Annotated in this window: 22 protein-coding genes and 2 tRNA genes; 7 read left to right on the top strand and 17 right to left on the bottom strand. The window is 57.3% G+C overall.

Going from position 1 to position 19,156, the window contains the following annotated elements:
* Positions 1-12 precede the first annotated feature (12 nt).
* Positions 13-1,077, top strand: a complete 1,065-nt coding sequence (locus K3556_RS11595) for an ABC transporter ATP-binding protein (RefSeq protein WP_260516941.1) — start codon at positions 13-15, stop codon at positions 1,075-1,077.
* Here the strand turns inward: K3556_RS11595 and K3556_RS11600 are convergent.
* The 12 genes from K3556_RS11600 to murA form a co-directional block, all read right to left on the bottom strand.
* Positions 1,074-1,856 carry an inositol monophosphatase family protein gene (locus K3556_RS11600; protein ID WP_260516942.1) on the bottom strand — a complete coding sequence of 261 codons (783 nt, stop codon included), beginning with the start codon at positions 1,854-1,856 and terminating at the stop codon, positions 1,074-1,076. The two genes, K3556_RS11595 and K3556_RS11600, sit on opposite strands and share 4 nt — an antisense overlap.
* A gap of 33 nt (positions 1,857-1,889) precedes the next feature.
* Positions 1,890-2,489, bottom strand: a complete 600-nt coding sequence (locus K3556_RS11605) for a histidine phosphatase family protein (protein ID WP_312847259.1) — start codon at positions 2,487-2,489, stop codon at positions 1,890-1,892.
* 318 nt (positions 2,490-2,807) lie between these two features.
* Positions 2,808-2,882, bottom strand: a tRNA-Phe gene (locus K3556_RS11610).
* An 80-nt stretch (positions 2,883-2,962) separates the two neighbouring features.
* Positions 2,963-3,157: a DNA gyrase inhibitor YacG gene (locus tag K3556_RS11615; protein ID WP_260516944.1), complete on the bottom strand. Its 195-nt coding sequence runs from the start codon at positions 3,155-3,157 to the stop codon at positions 2,963-2,965.
* Positions 3,154-4,197 carry a ribonuclease E/G gene (locus tag K3556_RS11620; protein ID WP_260516945.1) on the bottom strand — a complete coding sequence of 348 codons (1,044 nt, stop codon included), beginning with the start codon at positions 4,195-4,197 and terminating at the stop codon, positions 3,154-3,156. Before K3556_RS11620 ends, K3556_RS11615 begins: the two co-directional genes overlap by 4 nt.
* A complete protein-coding gene (locus K3556_RS11625; protein WP_260516946.1) occupies positions 4,194-4,781 on the bottom strand; it encodes a Maf family protein in 588 nt (195 codons plus the stop codon). The genes K3556_RS11620 and K3556_RS11625 overlap by 4 nt, the downstream gene beginning before the upstream one ends.
* Before the next feature lie 14 nt (positions 4,782-4,795).
* Positions 4,796-5,014, bottom strand: coding sequence for a translation initiation factor IF-1 (gene infA / locus K3556_RS11630; RefSeq protein ID WP_008186030.1), 219 nt, complete (start codon positions 5,012-5,014; stop codon positions 4,796-4,798).
* A 93-nt stretch (positions 5,015-5,107) separates the two neighbouring features.
* Positions 5,108-5,584, bottom strand: coding sequence for a low molecular weight phosphatase family protein (locus K3556_RS11635; RefSeq protein ID WP_260516947.1), 477 nt, complete (start codon positions 5,582-5,584; stop codon positions 5,108-5,110).
* Position 5,585: 1 nt separating this feature from the next.
* Positions 5,586-6,068, bottom strand: coding sequence for a UPF0262 family protein (locus K3556_RS11640; RefSeq protein ID WP_260516948.1), 483 nt, complete (start codon positions 6,066-6,068; stop codon positions 5,586-5,588).
* A 16-nt stretch (positions 6,069-6,084) separates the two neighbouring features.
* Positions 6,085-7,386: a histidinol dehydrogenase gene (gene hisD, locus K3556_RS11645; RefSeq protein ID WP_260516949.1), complete on the bottom strand. Its 1,302-nt coding sequence runs from the start codon at positions 7,384-7,386 to the stop codon at positions 6,085-6,087.
* 3 nt (positions 7,387-7,389) lie between these two features.
* Positions 7,390-7,878 carry a DUF2948 family protein gene (locus tag K3556_RS11650; protein WP_260516950.1) on the bottom strand — a complete coding sequence of 163 codons (489 nt, stop codon included), beginning with the start codon at positions 7,876-7,878 and terminating at the stop codon, positions 7,390-7,392.
* Positions 7,875-9,140, bottom strand: coding sequence for a UDP-N-acetylglucosamine 1-carboxyvinyltransferase (gene murA, locus K3556_RS11655; protein WP_260516951.1), 1,266 nt, complete (start codon positions 9,138-9,140; stop codon positions 7,875-7,877). The genes K3556_RS11650 and murA overlap by 4 nt, the downstream gene beginning before the upstream one ends.
* 265 nt (positions 9,141-9,405) lie before the next feature.
* Here murA and K3556_RS11660 point away from each other — a divergent pair.
* Positions 9,406-9,480: transfer RNA gene (locus K3556_RS11660), tRNA-Thr, on the top strand.
* 185 nt (positions 9,481-9,665) lie between these two features.
* Here the strand turns inward: K3556_RS11660 and K3556_RS11665 are convergent.
* On the bottom strand, positions 9,666-10,400 hold the full coding sequence (locus K3556_RS11665; RefSeq protein WP_260516952.1) for a heparan-alpha-glucosaminide N-acetyltransferase: 735 nt from the start codon (positions 10,398-10,400) through the stop codon (positions 9,666-9,668).
* Between the two features lie 517 nt (positions 10,401-10,917).
* Between K3556_RS11665 and K3556_RS11670 the strand changes: the two genes are divergently transcribed.
* The 3 genes from K3556_RS11670 (at position 10,918) to K3556_RS11680 (ending at position 12,993) form a co-directional block, all read left to right on the top strand.
* A complete protein-coding gene (locus K3556_RS11670) occupies positions 10,918-11,529 on the top strand; it encodes an autoinducer binding domain-containing protein (protein WP_260516953.1) in 612 nt (203 codons plus the stop codon).
* 56 nt (positions 11,530-11,585) lie between these two features.
* Positions 11,586-12,173, top strand: coding sequence for an acyl-homoserine-lactone synthase (locus tag K3556_RS11675; protein ID WP_260516954.1), 588 nt, complete (start codon positions 11,586-11,588; stop codon positions 12,171-12,173).
* A 235-nt stretch (positions 12,174-12,408) separates the two neighbouring features.
* Positions 12,409-12,993 carry an outer membrane protein gene (locus K3556_RS11680; protein ID WP_260516955.1) on the top strand — a complete coding sequence of 195 codons (585 nt, stop codon included), beginning with the start codon at positions 12,409-12,411 and terminating at the stop codon, positions 12,991-12,993.
* Between the two features lie 117 nt (positions 12,994-13,110).
* Here K3556_RS11680 and K3556_RS11685 read toward each other — a convergent pair whose 3' ends face one another.
* A complete protein-coding gene (locus K3556_RS11685; RefSeq protein ID WP_260516956.1) occupies positions 13,111-15,003 on the bottom strand; it encodes an acyl-CoA synthetase in 1,893 nt (630 codons plus the stop codon).
* 157 nt (positions 15,004-15,160) lie between these two features.
* Complete coding sequence (locus K3556_RS11690) at positions 15,161-16,957, bottom strand: ABC transporter transmembrane domain-containing protein (RefSeq protein WP_260516957.1); 1,797 nt, start codon at positions 16,955-16,957, stop codon at positions 15,161-15,163.
* Positions 16,958-17,147: 190 nt separating this feature from the next.
* Between K3556_RS11690 and K3556_RS11695 the strand changes: the two genes are divergently transcribed.
* Together K3556_RS11695 and K3556_RS11700 are read left to right on the top strand one after the other, a co-directional pair.
* Entirely contained in the window at positions 17,148-17,540 is a 393-nt protein-coding gene (locus K3556_RS11695) for a hypothetical protein (protein WP_260516958.1), read from the top strand.
* Positions 17,537-18,031, top strand: coding sequence for a YdcF family protein (locus K3556_RS11700; RefSeq protein ID WP_260516959.1), 495 nt, complete (start codon positions 17,537-17,539; stop codon positions 18,029-18,031). Before K3556_RS11695 ends, K3556_RS11700 begins: the two co-directional genes overlap by 4 nt.
* Here the strand turns inward: K3556_RS11700 and K3556_RS11705 are convergent.
* Together K3556_RS11705 and K3556_RS11710 are read right to left on the bottom strand one after the other, a co-directional pair.
* Entirely contained in the window at positions 18,009-18,431 is a 423-nt protein-coding gene (locus tag K3556_RS11705; RefSeq protein ID WP_312847260.1) for a hypothetical protein, read from the bottom strand. The genes K3556_RS11700 and K3556_RS11705 overlap by 23 nt on opposite strands.
* 124 nt (positions 18,432-18,555) lie before the next feature.
* Positions 18,556-19,143, bottom strand: coding sequence for a rhodanese-like domain-containing protein (locus tag K3556_RS11710; protein ID WP_260516960.1), 588 nt, complete (start codon positions 19,141-19,143; stop codon positions 18,556-18,558).
* Between the last annotated feature and the right edge of the window lie 13 nt (positions 19,144-19,156).

Genomic DNA, 19,156 nt, shown 5'->3' on the forward strand with positions numbered 1-19,156 from the left:
GGAACCAAAGACATGAGCATCAATGCAAAAGCGGCGCCCGTCAGTTTCCGCAATGTCACAAAGGTCTACGGCAAAGATGTCGTCGCCGTTGACGACATAAATTTGGAAATCGAAGCAGGTAAACTGGTTACACTGCTGGGGCCGTCTGGGTGCGGCAAGACCACAACCCTGCGGATGATTGCGGGGCTCGAGATTGCAACGCGCGGGTCAATTTTTATCGGTGAACAAGATGTCACCCTGCTGCCCGCGACAGATCGCGACGTCTCTATGGTGTTCCAGTCTTATGCGCTTTTCCCTCATATGACGGTGATGGAAAACGTCTCTTACGGGTTGGGGTTTTCGGGATTTGATAAGTCGGAAATACAGGACCGTGCCCAACATGGGCTTGATCTGGTGGGCCTGAAGGGCTTCGGCAATCGCCTGCCGTCAGAATTGTCAGGCGGACAGCAACAGCGTGTGGCCGTCGCGCGGGCGCTTGTGTTGGAGCCTCAGGTGCTGTTGTTTGATGAACCTCTGTCGAACCTCGATGCGAAACTACGTCGACAGGTTCGCGAAGATATTCGCGACATCCAGAAAAACCTTGGCTTGACTGTCGTCTACGTCACTCATGATCAAGAAGAAGCATTGGCAGTCTCGGACGAGATCGTGGTCATGCGGAACGCGTCCATCGCGCAGGTCGGCCATCCAAGGGAACTTTACGACGCGCCAGCCGACCGGTTTGTTGCCGATTTCATCGGCGAGGCGAATATCATTCCGTGTGAGATCACCAGTGTTCAGGGCGATGTCGCTCACATCCGTATGGGCGATCTGGCGCATCAACTGCCTGCACGCGGGCTTGCCCCTGGACCGGCGAACCTCGCTGTGCGCCCAACACGGTTTAAGCTCGGTGTTTCTGAAGGGCTGGCAATGAACGTGGCAAAAGCGACCTATGTGGGCAGTCGGATGGAATACACTTTGGAAGCCAGCTTCGGTCAGGTCTTTGTTGTCAGCGAAGATGTCGACACGCCGCTTTCAGCGGGTGCAAATGTGACGGTGGGTTTGGATTCTGTTGGCCCGGTCCTCTTACCAGAAGATTAATCGCCAAAGGCGGTGTCTGCGATGCGGATCAATTCGTCAAAGATACCCGCGCTTCCAGCGACGACGCGCCCACCCTTGGCAATCATCTGATCCGCGGATTGGTGTTCCACCCGACCACCGGCCTCAGAAATGATGAGCTGCCCGGCAATGCAATCCCAGGCATTCATATGCTCCTCAACATAGCCGATCAAACGCCCAGCGGCCGTATAGGCCAAAGAAAGGGCGCCGGATGCGTTGCGATGAAAGACGCCGTCTTGTTCCAGCACCATCGAGATCAGCGTCAAGGTGTTGGCTTTGCTGACGCGACTGCAATATCCGGTTCCGATACTGCCGCGGTTTACAGCCGTGCCAGCCGGGCAAATCAGCGGTAGACCGTTCAGTGTCGCGCCGTCACCCCGAACCGCGTGAAATACCTCGTCATGGATTGGGTCACAGATCACGCCAATCTGAGTTTGATCATCCTTCACAACGGCAATTACAACGCACCAAGCGGGAATAGAATTGACGAAATTCGTTGTGCCATCAATCGGATCGATCACCCAATGAAAGCCGGACTTGCTGGGTTTCGGCGCATGTTCTTCACCGATAATGCCATCTTCAGGATAGGCGTGTTCGATGAGCTGACGAATGTGCAATTCAACATTCTGATCCGCTTCAGAGACAAAGTCTTGCAGGCCTTTGTCCACAATATCCAAGCTGCCGACGCGTCGAAAATAGTCCAGGGCCAGTTCTCCGCCACTCTTTGCGATCTCGGCTGCACTCTGTGATCTGCTGTTCAATTCGCACTCCTCTTCACGTTCAATAAGTCCCGCTTAGCGTTTTGGACCGTTGATTAACTCTTCCATCGAGCGCCACCCGGTTTCGGGTCGGCTTTGCAGACTGGTGAACCCAAAGAAACATCCACCACCGCCCGGGCCTTGGTCAAATTTTCGATCGATCGGCAGGTCGGACAAGTGACAGAACAGAAGTGTCCCAACCGCGCCATGCCCGACAAACAACACATCGCCACGCTTATGCTTACGTAAGCTGAGTTCGACTTCATTTACAATTCGCGCCTGAGCCGCCGCTGCAGTTTCCCACCCGCGAACACTGACGTTTGGATGAGCGAAGAATTGATCGGCAACGGTTTCAAACTCGTCGCGGGGCAAATAGCCGGTCGCACTGCGGTCATTCTCGTGCATCAACTCACGAATTTCAAAATCACAGCCAAGGGCCATCGCCAAGGGTCTGGCCGTTTCAATCGCTTTGGTTTCAGCGCTGCTGATGACAGTCAAGGTCCCATGCAATGCATTGGATCTTGCAAGCATGGTCACGCGGCGGCACCCTAAATCGCTCAATGACCAATCCGTAATTTCTTTGGCTGGGTCAATCAGCACTTGTGGGTGGGAAAGATACCTAATTCTCTGCAGCATGTTTGCAGTGTCTCACGTGCGGCGAAGACAAGAAAGCCTGTGAGCTGAAATTGGCATGCTCACGCGATTGCTAGGTAAAGAAGTCGAAGTGCTTGGCGGCACAGAGCGCCGAAAACAGGGCCATTTGCCCTCTAAGCGACTCTATGGAAGGGGGCATAGGGCGATGAATAAAGGCTCCGCAGCTGTCCAGGATGCGACGGCTGAAATAGTAAAACCCGCCTTTCACGACGGTGAATGGTTGCGAAATGATCCCAACATTGCCTTAAGCTTCTAACATCTGTCAAAAGTCGGAGCAGACCATTGGGTTAACCGAAGAAGTGGTGCCCGGGGGCGGAATCGAACCACCGACACGAGGATTTTCAATCCACTGCTCTACCCCTGAGCTACCCGGGCACGGGTGAACGTTTTAGCGTTCGGGTGCGCGGGTTGTAGACGGGGGGTCGGGCGGTGTCCAGAGCAAAAATGCAGGATTTTCAGTGCGGGCCGTGGCTTTGCTCACGCGTCTCGTTCAGCAGCGCGTCGGCGGCTTCCTCAAGGTCTTCCGGGTCCTCGGACGGGACAGCGTATGAGCCGTTCAACCATCGGCCCAGATCCACATCAGCGCAGCGTCGAGAACAAAAAGGGCGATATTTCGGATCGGTCTTCTTTTCGCAGATCGGACAGCTCATTTGGTGCCCTCCAGACAGGCGCGCAGGCTCATGCGTTCACGTTTGCGCTGTAACTCAAAGTTGCCAAGTGTGGTCCAGCCGACCAGCGACGTTTCAATTCCGTCTGGGCGAAACGCCGTGCGCAGGGCTTGTTCGATCTGGCGACGGTCCTTCTTTGGGCTTGGGGCGAAATCCACGACAATTTGCCCACCCAATCCGCGGCACCGCAATGCGCGCGGCAAGGCCTGTGCGGTGGCAATGTTGGCTTTAAGACCCGCCGCCGGGCTGGTGTCTCCACCAGTATTCACATCCACCGCGATCAATGCCCGCGTGGGTTCGACAAAAGCATAGGCCCCGCCGGGTAGCAGGACGCGCGCGCTGCGCAACTCGGCAATCAGGTCGGCGACATCATGGCGAGCGAAGGCACCTTCACCGTCGTCAAGCTGATCTGGAGTTGCCCATTCCCGCCACGCCTGATGGTGCGGGTCGGCGCCGTCGATCAGAAGTTCAGGTGTCTGGCCATCTGCATCCTCGCGTACAGCACGCGACAGGGTCAGCATCTGCGCAATATCGTCGGCAATCTCATCATCCGATCCGGTCGCCGCAACAGATCGCAGGATCAGACCTTCCGCTGCGCCATCCATCACCTCATGGGCGATTTCCAGCAAGCGCACGCGGGCGTCATCGTCCCGGATCGAACGGCTGACATTGATGCCTGGTGCGTCGGGGGTCACGATCGCGAAACGGCTTTTGAACAGCAGCTTCTGGGTGACCGGAACGGCTTTCCCGTCCTCGGCAAACCCGGTGACCTGCACCAGTATCGGCTGGCCTGGTTTTAGCCCCTTGCCTTGCCGCAAGAACCCGGTTTCACCATCCGGCAGGCGCAGTATCATTCCACCCTGCCCTTTCAACGGACGATCACAAATGGCGCGGAAGGTCGCGCCGGGCAGCGTTACGTTCTCTGGAGGCTCGATCAACAGATCTTCCAGCCGGCCATCAACGATATGCGCGGCGGCCAGACGACCTTTGTAACGGTCAAGCGCGATCACGCTGCCTTTCATGTGCAGTCTCCATAGAGCGGGTAACCGGCGGCCACCAACAGGGCGGCAGCTTCGGCCACTGGCAGTCCAACGACTGCGGTATAGCTGCCTTGCAGCCATGTGACGAACGCTCCGGCTGGCCCCTGAATGGCATAACCGCCTGCCTTGCCGCGCCAGTCATCGGAGGCGAGATAGGCGTTCAATTCGGTATCGGACAGGCGTTTGAATTTGACGGTCGTCACGACATCGCGGGCCCATGTCTGCTGTGCATTGCGCACAACGACCGACGTGATGACGCGATGGCGCCGCCCGGACAAGGCCAGCAGAAACTCCGCCGCCTGCGCTGCATCCTCGGGCTTGCCCATGATGCGGCGGCCCAGCGCCACCGTTGTATCGGCACACAAGACAACCTCGTCCGCCGCCACATCCATCGCAGCCGCTTTGGCCCCGGCGATCCGACGACAGTATTCCAAAGGCGCCTCGCCCTTTCTGGGGGTCTCGTCCACATCGGGTGGCCGTACGGCATCCGCGACAAGGCCGAGCTGCCCTAGCAACTCGGCCCGTCTTGGACTTCCAGAGCCCAGAATCAGTTTGGGGCGCGGCATGCCCGGCAGACCGCTTACTTGAAGCGGTAGTTGATCCGACCTTTGGTCAGATCATAGGGGGTCATTTCGACCTGCACCTTGTCGCCAGCCAGAACACGAATGCGGTTTTTACGCATCTTTCCTGCCGTATGAGCGATGATCGTATGGCCGTTTTCCAGCTCGACCAGGAATGTCGCATTCGGCAGGAGTTCCTTCACGACACCGGGGAATTCGAGCAGTTCTTCCTTGGCCATGTTCACTCCTGTATTTTCACTCACCCGTCGTGAGCGCCTACTAAATGGGGCCAAACTTTCAGATTTTCAAGGGAAATCCGGCAGGATCACAGATTAGGTGCTGGTTTCGTCCCCAAGCGGGGCCGGGTCGCCAAATCGCGCCAAAATATGGCCCCGAATCTGATCACGCGTCTGGCGATAAGCGGTCAGCTTTTCCTCGCGCCGCGAACCAAGACCCGTGGGATCCAAAATTGGCCAATACTCGACGTCCAGATGAAATAGGCGGGTCAGTTCAAGCGCGCGGCGTTGGCTGGCCGGGGACAGCGCGACGACCAGATCAAAGCTCGACAGATCGTCGCCCCATTCCTCCATCTGGTCAAAACTGCGCACACGATGGTTGGACAACGTGATGCCCAACTCCTGACAGACCGAGATCGAAAAGCCGTCAATCTCCATATCGCTGTGGACGCCCGCGGATTGCACATAGATGTCATGCCCATAGAAGGCTTTCATCATCCCCTCGGCCATTGGCGACCGCACAGCGTTGTGGTCGCAGCAAAACAGCACAGATTGGGGAAGCTCTGAACCCATCTTAACCCCAGTGTAGGACGCAGATCAGGGTGAACAGGCGGCGGGCGGTGTCGATGTCGATGCTGGCTTTGCCTTCCAGCCGTTCCTGCAAGACACGCGCGCCTTCGTTGTGGATGCCGCGCCGGGCCATATCGATCGCTTCGATCTGGCTGGGTGGCAACTTCTTCACCGCATCAAAATAGCTTTCGCAGATCGCGAAATAGTCCTTCACCACCTGACGGAAGGGCCCCAGCGACAGGTGGAACTCGGCCGCCGGGTCGCCTGTCTCGGTCTTTGCATCGACGACAAGTCGCTTATCACGAATGGCCAAACCAAGATTATACGGACCGTCAGGCGGGGTCTGATCATCACGACTGGCCAGCTCGAAACTGTTATCTTCCAGCAGGTCAAAGATGGCGACTTTGCGCTCCTGCTCAATTGCAGGAGTTGGTGCGGCTAGCCCGCTGTCATCGATCTGAATGTCGTTAATTCGGTTTTTTGTCATTGCGCTACTCTGTAGGTCAATCGTTAAGGGCGTCAAGCCGGGCACGCACAGACAATCCGTGCGCTTCAAGACTTTCGGAAATTGCGAGTGTCTCTGCCGCCGCGCCAATCGCAGACAGGGCGGCGGGCGTCATCCGGGCAAGCGTCGTGCGTTTCAGGAAATCCATCACGGACAGGCCAGAACTGAACCGCGCAGACCGGGCGGTGGGCAACACATGGTTTGGGCCGCCGACATAATCGCCGATCGCCTCGGGCGTCCACTGCCCCAGAAAAATCGCGCCTGCATGAACGCATTTGGCGGACAGCGCGTCCGGGTCGGCCACGCAAAGCTCAAGGTGTTCAGGCGCGATCCGGTTGGACAGGGCCGCAGCCTCGTCCAGATTGGCAACCGTGATCACCGCACCGAAATCGCGCCAACTCGCGCCCGCAATCTCGCGCCGTTCCAGTGTTTCAAGCCGCGCATCGACGGCGGCGGCCACTTTGCGCCCGAAGGCTTCGTCCGTGGTGATCAACAAAGATTGCGCGCTTTCGTCATGTTCGGCTTGGCTCATCAGATCCAGGGCCAACCAATCCGGGTCGTTGGACGCGTCCGCAATAACCAAAATTTCTGACGGGCCCGCGATCATATCGATCCCGACCTTGCCAAACACGCGACGCTTAGCAGCGGCAACAAAGGCGTTGCCGGGGCCCGTGATTTTGTCGACCGGCGCGATTGTGTCGGTGCCATAGGCCAAAGCGGCGACGGCCTGCGCCCCCCCGATCCGATACACTTCGTCAACCCCAGCGATCCGCGCAGCCAGAAGAACCAGCGGGTTTGCGATTCCGTCAGGCGTTGGCACCGTGATCGCCAGCCGTTCGACACCCGCCACTTTGGCCGGGATCGCATTCATCAGAACAGAAGACGGATAGCTCGCCAATCCGCCGGGAACGTAAAGACCAGCCGCAGAGACAGCCGACCAGCGCCAGCCCAGCTCTGCCCCCGCCTCGTCCGTCCACGATTGGTCGTCCGGCATCTGTCTGGCGTGATAAGCACGGATGCGATCTGCGGCCAGTTCCAGCGCGGCCCGGTCTTCATCCGAAACCTTGGCACATTCCGCTTCGATCTCCTCGGGCGAATAGCGCAACGTTTCAGGGGTCAGGTCCAGCCGGTCAAACTTCGATGTCAGCTCGATCACTGCAGCGTCGCCGCGCGACCGCACATCAGCGATGATACCCGCAACGATGTCGTCGACCTCTGGGCTGTCCTCGCGCTTCATCGACAGAAGCTCGGCAAAGCGCGCCTCGAAATCGGCGTCGGAGGAGTTCAGGAAATGGGGCATAACTTATTCCGGGTGCTTCGGTGTGTGGCGCGATGGTGCGACATAGGGGCGGGTAACATCTTGCAATGTGACATCCAACGTCTCGACATCCAACGCAATCACGCCATCACCAGCCAGAACCAGCTCCAACCGCCCCATCCCGTCCTCGCCAGCGGTAAATGACATGGACAAAAGCGATAAAATCATATCCTTATCGCCGCGCTCAACCCCCTGACTTTGCACTTTCAGTACATCCGTAACGGAAAGCACCGATTGCACCCGCTCAACCGGACGCGCGCGGCGTTTCGCGGCAGGCGCGTCCTCCCAACGGAAGCGATTCAACAGCAGCGCAAAGCGCCGGTGCGGCGCATCCCAGGCCATTTCGGATGCGGGGAACACTGCGTCCTGAACCAGCGCACTGATCACGCCTAGATCGTCCGCGTCCATGGCCAACAGGCGCAGCGGTGCCTCGCCGCCATCCTCGAATTTTGCGTCTTGCTGATTGTCGGTCATTCTTTGATCCGTTCGATTTTCGCCCCGATCGAGGACAGCTTGCGCACAACCTTCTCATACCCACGATCAAGGTGATAGACGCGGCTGACAACTGTTTCACCTTCGGCAGCCATCCCGGCAAGGATCAGCGACACAGATGCGCGCAGGTCCGTTGCCATCACAGGCGCTCCTTTCAGACGTTTCACGCCATGCACTGTGGCGGTGCCCCCATGCACTTCGATATTCGCGCCCATGCGCGTCAGTTCCGGCGCGTGCATGAAACGGTTTTCAAAAATGGTTTCATGCAGGACCGAGGTCCCATCAGCGATGCACAGCATCGCCATCATCTGGGCTTGTAGGTCAGTTGGGAAACCGGGAAACGGCTCGGTCGTCACATCCACAGCGGATACGCGCCCGTTTTTGCGAGCCACTTTCAGGCCGCGCGCGGTTTCTTCCACCTGAATACCAGCTGCATCCAGTTTTTCGACAAAGCTTTTGACCAGATCAATGCGGCCACCCAGACATTCAACCTCGCCGCCCGCAATGGCCGGGGCCAGCATATAGGTGCCAAGCTCGATCCGGTCTGTCACAACCGGGTGTGTCGCCCCATGCAGCCGATCAACGCCCTGAACGACGATCTCGGAGGTGCCGTCACCGTCGATCTGCGCGCCCATCTTGCGCAAGCAATCCGCCAGATCCACGATTTCCGGCTCGCGCGCGGCGTTGCGAATGACCGTCGTGCCCTTGGCCAGCGTGGCTGCCATCAGGATGTTTTCCGTCGCGCCCACCGACGCAAAGGTCAGGTCGATCTCGGCCCCCTTCAGGCCGCGTGGCGCCTTGGCGTGCAGATAACCGTCTTTCAACTCGATCTCGGCACCCAGCTTTTCCAGTCCGAAAATATGCAGGTCCATAGGCCGCGCGCCAATGGCGCAACCGCCCGGCAGCGAAACGACCGCATGACCTAGGCGCGCCAGCATAGGCCCAAGTACAAGGTTGGAGGCGCGCATCTTGCGCACGATGTCATAGTCGGCCACGTGGTTGTTAATGTCATGCGACGACATCGCAAGCACTTGTCCGTCTTGCATCGAGGTCGCCTCAGCCCCCAGCGACGATAGCAACTCGGTCATCGTTTTGATATCTGACAGGCGCGGTGCGTTGGTCAGCGTCAAAGGCTCTTCCGACAAAAGCGTCGCGGGCATCAGCGTCAGACACGCATTCTTCGCCCCCGCGATTGGTATTTCGCCGTGCAGTTCACCACCACCGGTTACAACTATCGAATCCATCTGCCCGCCTTTTCTATTCTTCTTTTGTGTCTTGCGACCGATTATCCCCATGATCTGCGCGCGCCCGTGCCTGAGACTTGCGCCGGGCCATGTTGGCCTTCAGCGCAGCTTTCAGCCGCTGGTCGCGATCAGTCCCTTTTTTCGAGGGTTTCTGGGGTATGTTCTTACGCTCCATAATCCCTTCTGTAACGCAGGTATAAAAAAGGGTCCAGAATGCGCTTGCGTCGCGCGCAGATTAGAGCTACTCAGCCGCCCACGATAAGGCGCTGCTGTAGCTCAGAGGTAGAGCACTCCCTTGGTAAGGGAGAGGTCGAGAGTTCAATTCTCTCCAGCAGCACCATTTATTCCCCTTTCAGATCAAAAAGATGCTGTAAAACAAAGGGCTAATTGCCTCAGGCGTGACAGTGAGGCGCGGCACCGTGGCTTTTAGTATAGCCCGCACCCCTTCTAAACTCTCTGTAAGCCTCTCAATGGCGTCAAGAAGTGTAAGCCTTCTGAATATTTTGCGACGTTGCCCTTTGGGCGTTAATTCTGAAGAAATTGGCTGGTGACGTAAACCGCCCCAAACAAAATGGGTTGGTGCACGAGATAGATCGACAAACTGTGCTTGCCTGGCCAACTCAGCAGCCGGACATATCTGTCTGAGCCATCAAGCACCGACGTGAGTTTGCCACTAAAATGCCGCGCAAAAAGGACTCCCGACAGGCATATGCCGAACCAAGGGAAAATGGGTTCGTAATCCATCATAAATGGCAATGTCGCGCCCAAACCAGTCCAAAGCCAAAGCGGGCCATCAAATGCCGACAGATTAACTTGTCCCATCGCCAGAGTTGCAATCACGACCAACACCAGCACGGGTATGGGCGCGTTTAGAAACAACAGCGCCAAGGCAGTCGAAGCGGCGATTGAGTGCAAAATTCCGAAGCGCACCCATTCGTGGGGCATTGCCAAACGCGTAACCAATGAGACGGCGGCGGCAGCGAGGATCAAGATGCCTAACCGGCGCAGGAACGGCCTCCATTTTATGCCGCCACAATGCGCCAACCACAGACTGATGCCGGAGAGGAACAAGAAGCTTCCCGCAATGAGTTGTGCTGACAATCTAGGGCCGGGCTGGATCATGGTGTCCGGCGGTAAAAAGCCAAACAACGAAAGGTCATATGCAAAGTGAAAGACGATCATCGACGCAAGGGCGAATGTCCGAGCTATGTCAATTTCCGGCACACGACGGCGCTGTATCTGGGGGGCATTGTCGATCAAAGCATACCTTCGTGAGCGGAGTAACTTGGTTGTGGCCTAATGCTAGACAGGCAGGACCAACAAGTTCAAGGCGATACGACCACTGTCATAGTTCTACTCAAGCCCCGCTATCATAACTCCGGGGCTGAACGCGGGGAGAGAAGCGGAGGGAGGATGTGCATGGGAAAGTTGAAAACCTTTTTTGAAAATGGTTCGGGTTCATTTCCGCCCGGGCGCAACATTCTCTGAAAGGTTTCACACTTCGTCAAACCCAGCCAGATTCTCTTTTTTGGATCCCCTGCGCACACCCTTTCGCATATCGAAGCAATGGTAGCTTTGAAAGCTCATTGTCCCCCGGATGAACACAGTGGACAATCTTGGGTTGAAATTTTTTTAAACACGTAGGTTTGCACTTGCATCATGTTTTGTTCGATGTGACCTTGCGTCGTTGGGCTTTTTTGACACATCCAATAATTGTGCTGAAAATTCTAATACAATTTAGGGTTGTTTTTCTCATCGGTGTAACCAAGATTTAACCATGAGCCGGAATCAAGCGATCGACTCGCTGCTAAACGAATTGGGAACTATGGCCTCGGCGGGATATTTCGTCGGGCTGCATATCCGTTTTGCCGCACCTCTCTTGACCTTCCAAACATACCCAAAAACCTGGTCCGATCATTATACACGCAATGCCTATGCCTTGCGTGACCCGATGATCGCCTGGGGAATATCGCGCACCGGGGCAACCCGTTGGAGCGATATCGATCTGCCTGATCCGTTCAACATCATGAAAGATGCTGCGCGCCACGGGCTGGTCTATGGCGTCTGCGTGTCCTGTGGTGATATCTCATCGCGGACAGTTGCAGGTTTGGCCCGGGCTGACCGGGAATTCAACGATGAAGAGATCGCCGCGATCAGCGGTGTCGTGCTTCGGCTTCACCACGTCTCACAACCCCCCGACACATTGACCAAGGCCGAGATTGAAGCACTTCAAGTGCTTGCCTCGGGTGAGCGTTATGCGAACGGTGCGGTTGTGCTGGGCATTTCGGAGAGCGCGTTGAAGGCGCGTCTATCCTCTGCCCGCAAGAAGTTGTTCGCACGCACATCGGCCGAGGCCATTCAAAGAGCTAAGGATTATCGGCTGATCTAAACCCGGCTGTCGCCAGGGCGTGCTTCCCGTTTTTTTCAACCAAACTGGAGGATGTCATGCAGACGACCACACTTTCTTTCGCCAATCTACACAACTATGGCGAGTTATTTGCTAATCTACTTCGCGCTAGACGGCAAAGTTTCATTGTACAGAACCGCTGGGACCTGCCCGAAGCGATGGGGATGGAATTTGACCAATACGACACCCCAGCCAGTCGCTGGGTGGCGGTGCACGAATTCGGGCGGGTGCTGGCAGGCATTCGACTGACCCCCACAACCGCGCGGTGCGGCATCTATACCTACATGATCCGTGACGCTCAGTTGGGGCTGTTGGAGTCGATCCCGTCGGACCTTCTTTACGAAGAAGCCCCGGTGGCTGAGCACACGTGGGAAAGCAGTCGTGTGTTCGTGGCACACGATACCCCGCAGCGGATGCGCCGCGTGGTCCATGGCCACCTGATCGCCGAGATGACCAAATCCGCACGCGACCTTGGTGCGACCCGAGTTCTGGGCCTGATCCCCGCCAGTTGGCCGCGCTGGTCCAAACGGCTGGGGCTGGACGCCAGCGCCGCAGGTCGGGTGATGGAGATTGACGGGATAGACAATCAGGTCGTGTCCATCGATCTGTCTGGTAAGCTGCACTAACCCTTTAATCCGCCTACAGGAAACAGCGGTCATACGACGGATTGGGGCGCAATATCGCGCCCCTTTCTGTTGGCTTGCTAACAATTCGCTGCGTGACAGGGCCTGAGCAAAGACCTGCCACCCTAGCCGGACCGCATGTTCATACCCCTTAAAAAACGGGCCAATCGTTCTTAAATATGATCCAGAGGCGGTTACGCCTCGTATCAAAGCTACAGACAACGAGAGGATGGAACACATGTTGAAGAAATTATCTTTCGCAGCAGCAGCGGTTGCACTATCTGCGTCAAGCGCGTTTGCAGGCAGCCTGACCGAGGCCACGCCTGAGCCTACAATCGCCTATTCCGCCGCACCTGCCGCGACGCCAGACTGGACCGGCGCTTATGTCGGTGCCCAAATCGGGTATGCTGATGTTGGCACCAGTGCTGCGGGCATCGAGGGCAACGGCGTCATCGGCGGCCTGACCGCAGGGTACGATTTTGATATGGGTAACTGGGTTGCAGGTGTCGGTATCGACTATGATTGGGCAGGCGTTGATCTGGCAGGTGCCGCGACGCTTGAGAACGTCCTGCGCGTTAAGGCGCGTGGCGGTTACAAGATGGGTGACGGCTTGCTGTATGCAACCGCGGGCTATGCCAACGCTTATACCGATACGCTGGGTGACAGCGACGGCTACTTCGTGGGTGCTGGCTATGAACAGCGCGTTACGAGTTCCTTCAATCTAGGCGCTGAAGTTCTGTATCACGAGTTTGCGGACTTCAATGGAAGCGGGATCGATGTGGACGCGACCACCATTCAGTTGCGTGGAACCTTCCGCTTCTGATCACCCAGACACCGTCTGAAACCAAAATGGCGCGCCGGATTGGCGCGCCATTCTTGTTTCGCTCAGCCCATATTGGCAGCCAATGAGAACTGCCAGCCAAACCAGTAACGTCCAGGCTTAGTCCATCCACTCGAACGGACGGGTGAATTCACCCAAGCATTGCGCCACTGCTTCGTGATCCACTTCACCCGTTGCCCGCACCCGAGCCACCAGACCACGCTTCTTGTCGTCGATAACTTCCACAATATGTGCCGTATGACCCGCATCCGCCAAAGCCTTGTTATAGACGCGGGTGATCGCGGATTTCCGCAGGTCCGGCTTGAACACCTTGCCCACGGCAGTCTTGGGCAGTTCATCCAGAATCTCGATATGCTTGGGCAGCGCAGCTTTCTCGTGGATGTGTTTCTTCGCATAATCCATCAGCTCATCGGTGGTGACTTGTGCCCCGCCCACGAGCTCAACATACGCGCAAGGCAGTTCGCCCGAATAGCTGTCGGGCTGACCAATGGCGCCCACCATCGCAACCGCTTCGTGCCCGGCCAGAACCTCTTCGATTTCAGCGGGGTCGATGTTGTGTCCACCCCGAATGATCAGGTCTTTGGCGCGGCCGGTAATCCACAGGTAGCCGTCTTCATCAAGGCGACCCAAATCGCCGGTGCGTAGATGGGTACCAGAAGCGAACAGTCCATCGTTCTTGGCCGCTTCGGTATACGTATTGCCCGCGAACACTCCGGGATTTGACAGGCAAATCTCGCCCACTTCGTCCACGTCATGTTCCTTCAGAATGGTCCCTGCATCATCGCAGGTCAGAATTTTCACATCCGTGTAAGGAAATGGCACACCGACCGACCCGATCTTTTTATCTCCTGTCGGCGGGTTGCAGGACACAAGGCAGGTTGCTTCGGTCAACCCATAGCCCTCGACAATGTTCACGCCGGTTGCGGCGACAAAGCGGTTGTAAAGCTCTATCGGAAGCGGTGCCGACCCAGAAAACGCCGTCTTAAGTGACGACACATCCGCATCTACTGGCCGCTGCATCAGGGCCGAGATCGCGGTGGGCACCGTGATCATGAAACTGACTTTATACCGCTCGATCAACTTCCAGAAATTGTCGAACACCCCTTCGCCGCGATACCCCGCAGGCGTTGGGTGGACGAAATGGCTGCCTGCCATCAGAACCGACATCCAAATCACATGCACTGCAAAAACGTGAAACAGCGGCAAGGGGCAGATGATTACATCGTTTTCATCGAACAACAGGCTTGACCCAAGCCAGCCGTTGTAAACCATGCCTGAATACTTGTGCTGTGCCACCTTTGGCGTGCCAGTGGTGCCGCCGGTGTGGAAATAGGCCGCAACCCTGTCTTCCGCCTTGTCTTCAAAATCGAGCGTCGTGTTTTGCCGCTTCATCTCTGCGACAAAATCGAGAACATTCGCCTTGTGCGTCACCGGGTTTTTTGGCCGCAGCAGCGGCACAAGCCAGCTTTTGGGCGGGTTGAGATACCGGTTGAGGTCGATCTCAAGCACCGTTTTCACATTCGGGGCCATCGCGACGGACTTGGCCGCTAGTTGGGCAACGTCAGCTTTCGGGAAAGACTTCAGCGTGACCAGAACCTTGGCATTCGTCTCGCGCAGGATCCCAGAAACCTGTTCAGCATCTAAAAGCGGGTTGATCGGGTTGACGATACCGGCGATCGCGCCGCCCATCAGTGTGTAAATCGTCTCGTTGCTATTGGGCAGAAGGAAGGCGACCACGTCGTTTTCACCAATGCCCAAAGACCGAAACAGGTTGGCCGCCTGGCAGCTACGGTCCAGTACCTGCTGCCAAGTGACAGTTTCCTTGGCATCGGTGGGTCCCGACGTCAGCTGATAGGACGCCGCAGGCCGTTGCGGGAACTTCCTCGCCGTCCGCTCTAGCATTTGATAAAGCGTAACGGGCTTGTCGCGCACGTCCCAACTCATCTCGGCCTCGACCGCATTGCGGTCTTTCATTGAGGCAAAATCATACATTCCATATCCTCCCCTGCGTCCGTATTTTCGGACTGTCATTTGATCATAAGAATGATGCGAAAACCCAAACCCCGCAAGTGTGACGTGACGTGGCGAAATAAGGTGACGCTAGGAGAGGTTGGCGGAGGCGTGCGATCTGCCGCCATCGCCCAGAGGCTCAGCCCATGCCTTCGGTGAATTGCAGGCGGGCCAAACGCGCATAAAGCCCGTCTTGTGCCACCAGCTCATCATGGGTGCCTTGCGCGACGATCCGGCCTTCGTCAAAGACGACGATACGGTCAGCTTTCTTAACCGTTGCCAGACGGTGCGCGACAATCAAAGTGGTGCGCCCTTGGGCCAGTTCGTCCACCGCATGCTGCACCAGTCGCTCGCTTTCGGCGTCCAGCGCTGATGTCGCCTCGTCCAGCAAAAGGATGGGTGCATCACGTAAAATAGCCCGCGCAATGGCGATCCGCTGCTTTTGACCGCCGGACAGCATCACGCCGCGTTCACCCACATAGGTGTCATAGCCTTCTGGCAGTTTATCCAGAAACTCGTGTGCTGCGGCAGCCTGTGCGGCGGCTTCGACCTCGGCATCCGTGGCCTCGGGCCGCCCAAAGCGAATGTTTTCTCGGGCGGAGGCCGCAAAGATAACCGCATCCTGCGGCACCAGGGCGACATATTGGCGGAAATCGTCGCGCCGCATGTCACGCAGATCGGTGCCGTCCAACTTCACCGCCCCCGCTTCTGGATCATAAAACCGCTGGATCAGCTGAATGATCGTGGACTTGCCCGCACCTGAGGGACCGACAAGCGCCACGGTTTCACCCGGGGCAACATTCAGGGTCACGCCCTCAAGCGCCGCTTGCGTCGGCCGCGCGGGGTAGTGGAATGTCACATCCTCGAAATCGATCGCGCCCTTGGGGCGGTCGGTGATGGCCACGGGGTCGATGGGGTCTTTCACCATGTCTTCGGCGTTCAGAAGCTCGACCAAACGTTCGGTGGCACCGGCAGCGCGCTGAAGCTCGCTCCATATCTCGGACAAGGCACCTACGGCCCCGGCCACCATCACCGCGTAGATGACGAACTGCACCAAGGCACCGATGGTTACAGCACCTTCGGTCACATCACGCATGCCAATCCAAAGCACCCCAACCACGCCCGAAAAGATCAGAGAAATGACGATCACGGTCATCACCGCGCGGGTCAGGATACGCCGTTTGGCGGACAGAAAGCTTTCTTCGGTCAGATCCGAGAACGAAACCCGGCTCAGATCTTCATGGGTGAAGGCTTGCACGGTTTGAACAGATGACAACGCCTCGGACGCGTTGCCCGAACTTTTGGCGATCCATTCCTGATTTTCACGCCCCAATACGCGCAACCGGCGGCCCAAGACGATGATCGGAACGATCACCAGCGGCACGATCAACAGCACCAACCCGGTCAGTTTGGCTGACGTCAGAAGCATCAGCACAATGCCACCAAGGAAGATAAACACGTTGCGTAGCGCCACAGATACCGACGATCCGATCACCGACAGAATCAGCGTCGTATCGGTGGTGATGCGGCTTAACACTTCGCCGGTCATGATCTTTTCATAAAAAGCAGGGCTCATCCCGACCACACGGGCAAAGACGGCTTTGCGGATGTCGGCCACAATCCGTTCGCCCAAGCGCGTGACCAGATAGTACCTAAGCCCCGTTCCAAGAGCGAGCAAACTGGCAACCATCAAGGCCGCAAGGAAGTATTTGTCCAAGAGCTGGCTTGTCGCTTCGCCAAACCCATCAACGACCCGGCGCACCGCAATGGGCAGGATCAACGAGATACCGGCGGTAAACATCAGCGCGCAAAACGCCGCTAGAATCCACAACCGATAAGGGCTCATGAACGGCCATAGCCCAGCCAGCGCTCCGATCCGTTTGGATTTCTCGCGTTCGTCCATTTCGACGCTCGAGGCGCTCGCTTCTCTTGCCATATGACCCGCTCCTTTCGGGCAGAGATAGCCGGGCGCGGCGTGGCGCACAAGCGGATGTCGACCATTGGGGTGTCGCGGGTACGCTGGATCAATCACTAGTTGGCGGGGTGCGACGGTCTATGTCCTTTTACAAGGCGCCAGCAAAAGTTAATATCGGGCCTATCGAAAGAACCCAAAAGGAACCCGTCAGATGACCTTTAAAAGCCGCGCGTCCGTCCTTGCCGGTCTGGCCCTGCTGTTGGGCCTTTCTGCCTGCGCCACGCCACAACAACAATGTATCGCTGGCGCAACTGCAGATCTGCGTACCCTGCAAGCCCAGATCAAAGAGACGGAAGCCACGATTGCGCGCGGCTATGCGCTACACAGGCAGTCGATTCCCGTCCCCAGCACACGGGTCTGCTATGACAGCAAGCGGCGCCCTTACACCTGTCACCGGACCGCATTTCGTCAGATTGAAACGCCTGTCACCGTTGATATCAGTAATGAGAAGGTCAAGCTTGCCAGTTTGAAATCAAAACTCGCGCAGGCGCAGCGCAAAGCCGCCCCAGCCATCAAGGCTTGCCGTCAGACTTATCGCGAATGACGCGTGTCGCCATCGTTCTTGGGGCGGCGGTGCGCCCAGATGGAACCGCGTCACCTGCATTGCAGCGGCGGGCGGTCTTGGCGGCTGACCTGTTTTTGCAGGGTCAGGTCGATCAGATAATTGCATCGGGCGGCGTCCCGCGCGCAGGCCGCAGCGAAGCTGCCGTGATCGCTGCCATCTGCACCACCGCCGGAGTGCCGCTTGCCGCCATTCAGATCGAAGAAGAGTCGCGCAACACGTTGGAAAATTTGCAAAATTCCAAACCTCTTCTACCAGCCAAAGCAGACGTCACATTGGTCACCGACAAATACCACGCGTTTCGGGCACGGGTGACCGCACGCGAGCTTGGTCTGCGGGTGCAAAGCGCATCGCCTGCCCTCAAGCCAGCTTCGGCGCTTCGGATTTTTCGAGGATATGTCAGAGAGGCCGCCGCGCTGGGGCTTTATGTGGCGCGCAGGGTGCGACGGATTATTTCGCGACAGTCACTTTGACCGAGGTGCCGGTAGAACCCGAGCCAAAAATACGCACGAAAACAACCGCCCCTCCTTCCACCAGACGTTTGGCGGCCTGCGGCTCTATCGAGCCATTCATCACCATACGTTCCATGATCTCGCGATTGCCGATCGAACCGAAGAACGGGTCGAATTCGTCGCCCGGCTGACTGATACCGAACCGATGGAAATTCGCGCGATCCTGACGCAGAATCTGCCAGGGTTCCGTCAATCGCGCGCCCTTGGAATTAAACAGGTCCGGCTGGCCGATATAGGCGACATATGAGCCGATAAGCTCTTGCGCGCGGGCACCGGTCGCAAATGCAAACGACATCGTCGTCGCCGCCAAAAGCATTGCTGTTAGAACCCCGAAACGTCGTTTTTGTGTCTTATGCGGCATAGGCTGCCTCCAATCATTGCCCACAACTTGGGGGCGGCGTGGTGTGGGGTCAATGGGGCGCTTGTTTTGCTGCCTTAGTGCGGCATTGGCGCGACAGATAACGTGCCGCGCCACCGCGAAGGATTTATTGGGGTTCCGAAACGGTCAGGCCCAGCAGTCGCCAAGCCTGCATTCCGCCACGGTAATAGTGTATTTTTTCAGCAGGATAGCCAGCTTCGATCATCCGGCGCGCGGCTGTCGGAGATTGGCCACACCAGTTGCCGTTGCAAAACAGCGCGACAGGCTTGGCCCCTTCGCAATCGAAGCCGTCGAAATCCACCTCGCATCCCAGCTCATCAAGACGATCGGCCGCTTCATTGTAAGGCATAGAGATTGCGCCCGGTATCGTGCCACCCACATGATCGGCTGGCACACGACTGTCCACCACGATCACCTCGGGGTCTTGCAGCATCTCAAGCATCTCAAGCTCGCCAATAGGTGTCACGCCGGGGGCAGGCACCATCGGTTGCACACAGAAATTCGGACACGGGCGCGACGTCCGCGCCCATTCGCCGGTGACTTGATTGTCCTGATCAGGATTACGTGAAATCTCGACCGGGCCGGACGCGGTTTCAACGGTCACAGCGGCGACATCGGGGCGGATATTCACCCCCTCTGCCAATGCAGGCGCAGCCAACACCGCGGCTGTCAGGAAAGCGAATGCGTATTTCATCATGAAGTCCCTC

Source organism: Aliiroseovarius sp. M344 (assembly GCF_025140835.1).
Lineage (GTDB): Bacteria > Pseudomonadota > Alphaproteobacteria > Rhodobacterales > Rhodobacteraceae > Aliiroseovarius.

What these genes read in the sequence shown, in the direction of transcription:
- K3556_RS11705 (WP_312847260.1), bottom strand. Translation starts at nt 18,431, where the DNA reads ATGCCGCATAAGACACAAAAACGACGTTTCGGGGTTCTAACAGCAATG.
- K3556_RS11710 (WP_260516960.1), bottom strand. Translation starts at nt 19,143, where the DNA reads ATGAAATACGCATTCGCTTTCCTGACAGCCGCGGTGTTGGCTGCGCCT.
- infA (WP_008186030.1), bottom strand. Translation starts at nt 5,014, where the DNA reads ATGGCCAAGGAAGAACTGCTCGAATTCCCCGGTGTCGTGAAGGAACTC.
- K3556_RS11700 (WP_260516959.1), top strand. Translation starts at nt 17,537, where the DNA reads ATGACGCGTGTCGCCATCGTTCTTGGGGCGGCGGTGCGCCCAGATGGA.
- hisD (WP_260516949.1), bottom strand. Translation starts at nt 7,386, where the DNA reads ATGCCCCATTTCCTGAACTCCTCCGACGCCGATTTCGAGGCGCGCTTT.
- K3556_RS11680 (WP_260516955.1), top strand. Translation starts at nt 12,409, where the DNA reads ATGTTGAAGAAATTATCTTTCGCAGCAGCAGCGGTTGCACTATCTGCG.
- K3556_RS11685 (WP_260516956.1), bottom strand. Translation starts at nt 15,003, where the DNA reads ATGTATGATTTTGCCTCAATGAAAGACCGCAATGCGGTCGAGGCCGAG.
- K3556_RS11670 (WP_260516953.1), top strand. Translation starts at nt 10,918, where the DNA reads ATGAGCCGGAATCAAGCGATCGACTCGCTGCTAAACGAATTGGGAACT.
- K3556_RS11640 (WP_260516948.1), bottom strand. Translation starts at nt 6,068, where the DNA reads ATGACAAAAAACCGAATTAACGACATTCAGATCGATGACAGCGGGCTA.
- K3556_RS11675 (WP_260516954.1), top strand. Translation starts at nt 11,586, where the DNA reads ATGCAGACGACCACACTTTCTTTCGCCAATCTACACAACTATGGCGAG.
- K3556_RS11625 (WP_260516946.1), bottom strand. Translation starts at nt 4,781, where the DNA reads ATGCCGCGCCCCAAACTGATTCTGGGCTCTGGAAGTCCAAGACGGGCC.
- K3556_RS11690 (WP_260516957.1), bottom strand. Translation starts at nt 16,957, where the DNA reads ATGGCAAGAGAAGCGAGCGCCTCGAGCGTCGAAATGGACGAACGCGAG.
- K3556_RS11595 (WP_260516941.1), top strand. Translation starts at nt 13, where the DNA reads ATGAGCATCAATGCAAAAGCGGCGCCCGTCAGTTTCCGCAATGTCACA.
- K3556_RS11650 (WP_260516950.1), bottom strand. Translation starts at nt 7,878, where the DNA reads ATGACCGACAATCAGCAAGACGCAAAATTCGAGGATGGCGGCGAGGCA.
- K3556_RS11635 (WP_260516947.1), bottom strand. Translation starts at nt 5,584, where the DNA reads ATGGGTTCAGAGCTTCCCCAATCTGTGCTGTTTTGCTGCGACCACAAC.
- K3556_RS11605 (WP_312847259.1), bottom strand. Translation starts at nt 2,489, where the DNA reads ATGCTGCAGAGAATTAGGTATCTTTCCCACCCACAAGTGCTGATTGAC.
- murA (WP_260516951.1), bottom strand. Translation starts at nt 9,140, where the DNA reads ATGGATTCGATAGTTGTAACCGGTGGTGGTGAACTGCACGGCGAAATA.
- K3556_RS11695 (WP_260516958.1), top strand. Translation starts at nt 17,148, where the DNA reads ATGACCTTTAAAAGCCGCGCGTCCGTCCTTGCCGGTCTGGCCCTGCTG.
- K3556_RS11620 (WP_260516945.1), bottom strand. Translation starts at nt 4,197, where the DNA reads ATGAAAGGCAGCGTGATCGCGCTTGACCGTTACAAAGGTCGTCTGGCC.
- K3556_RS11615 (WP_260516944.1), bottom strand. Translation starts at nt 3,157, where the DNA reads ATGAGCTGTCCGATCTGCGAAAAGAAGACCGATCCGAAATATCGCCCT.